Origin of the sequence: Nakamurella sp. (assembly GCF_048594475.1) — a bacterium.
Lineage (GTDB): Bacteria > Actinomycetota > Actinomycetes > Mycobacteriales > Nakamurellaceae > Nakamurella.
In genome coordinates, this window is sequence record NZ_JBMDXT010000552.1 from 1 (window position 1) to 1,995 (window position 1,995).

The 1,995-nt window shown below is 75.0% G+C and carries 1 protein-coding gene; it reads left to right on the top strand.

The genetic code is table 11. The features are described 5' to 3' along the window. Positions 1-456: 456 nt before the first annotated feature. A partial coding sequence (locus ACOJUF_RS24785; RefSeq protein ID WP_420124470.1) for an MFS transporter occupies positions 457-1,995 on the top strand: 1,539 nt, incomplete at its 3' end.

Below are 1,995 nucleotides of genomic sequence, written 5' to 3' on the forward strand. Positions count from 1 at the left end.
GCCGCGGCCCCCCCCCCCGCGGCCGCCCCCCCGGCCCCGCCGTCCTCCCCGCCGTCCTCAGGGCCGTCCGCTCCCAACCGGACCCCACCGGCCGCGTCGAACCCGGCCCCGTACCCGGCTGCGCCCGGCGCCCGGTGGTCCCCCGGGCCGACCGGGTCGGGCTGGTCACCGGACGACCCGGCGGCCGGACCACCCGCGGGTCCGGGGTCCGTGCACGCCGGCGACCCGAGCTACCAGCCGGCTCCTCGGGGCAGTCACCTGCCGCCCTACCAGGAGCCGTTCGCCGGTCGGGCCGCCGCGACCGGCCCGACCGCCGGTCCCCCACCCATGCCGTCGGGCGGGCCTCCACCCGCCAGTGGACCGACCGGGCCGACCGGGCCGGACGCCACGATGCCGGCGTCGGGTCCCGGCGGTCCCGCCACGGCCGGCGGCCGGACCGGGCCCAAGAAGCTCACGGTGACCCGGGTCGCCGCCTTCCGCAGCCGGGAACTGACCACCCGGGGCGTGCGCATCTTCCACCGCGCCGCCACCGCGGACGGGGCGGACCGGTCGGGGCTGACCTCCCTGACCTATGCGGTCATGGGCAACTACGCGGTCGACGCGGCGCTGGCCGTCGCCCTGGCCAACACGCTGTTCTTCGCCGCGGCCAAGGCCGAGTCCACCGGCAAGGTGCTGCTCTACCTGCTCATCACCGTCGCGCCGTTCGCGGTGATCGCCCCGCTGATCGGACCGGCCCTGGACCGGCTGCAGCACGGTCGCCGGATCGCGCTCGCGGCCTCCAGCTTCGCCCGCGCCGTGCTCGCCGTCGTGATGGCCGTCAACTTCGACTCCTGGATCCTCTACCCCTGCGCCCTGGGCATGTTGGTGCTGTCCAAATCGTTCGGCGTGCTCAAGGCAGCGGTCACCCCCCGGGTCCTCCCGCCGGACATCACGCTGGTCAAGACCAACTCCCGGCTCACCGTCTTCGGGCTGATCGCCGGCGGCGTGGCCGGCGCGCTGGCGGCCGGCCTGTCCTGGGCGTTCGGCAGCACCGGGGCGCTGGTCTTCACCGCGATCCTGAGCGTCGTCGGTGGCTGGCTCTGCCTGCGTATCCCGGCCTGGGTGGAATCGACCGAGGGCGAGGTCCCGGTCGACGCGGTCGGGGCGCGCCGCCGTCAGTCCTTCCCGCTGGCCGTGACGACCACTCTGTGGGCCAACGGCAGCATCCGGATCGAGACGGGCTTTCTCGCCCTGTTCATCGCGTTCGTGATCAAGAGCGAGTATGCCGACGCCAGCGCCTTCACCCAGCTGCTGCTGCTCGGCGTGGTCGGGGTCGCGGCCGGGCTCGGCGGCTTCGTCGGAAACGCGATCGGCGCGCGACTGCCGCTGAGCAAGCCGGACCAGGTGTCCATCGCTTCCCTGGCCGCCGTCGTGCTGACCACCTTGATCGCCGCCCTCATCCCCGGCCTGATCACGGCCGCGATCGTCGGGCTCGTCGGCTCGACCGCATCCGCCCTGGCCAAGGTCTGCCTGGACTCCGTCATCCAGCACGAGCTGCCCGAGGCCAGCCGGGCGTCAGCGTTCGGGGTCAGCGAGACCGCACTCCAACTGTCCTGGGTGTTCGGCGGCGTGGTCGGCCTGCTGCTGGGCGGCGTGTGGACGTTCGGTCACGACAGCGTCTACACGATCGGCTTCGCCGTCATCACCCTGCTGTTGGCGATCGGCCTGGCGCAGAGCTGGTTCGTGCGCCGCGGCCGATCACTGTTCCCCTGGCTGCATTTCCCCAAGCCGGGCGGCCGGTTCCGCAAGTCGTCGGGGGCCAAGGCCGGTCCGGCCGCGGCGGGCGCACCGCCGGCGACGGCCGCGGGCCCGCCGACGGTCTGGACGCCCGGGCCGGCCGCCCCCGGCCCGACGCCGTGGTCGGCCGGACCCGGCCAGCCGCCGACGGCCTACCCGACCTGGTCACCCGGCTACCCGTCACCGGCCGCTCCCCCACCGGTCACCCCGGCCGGGCCG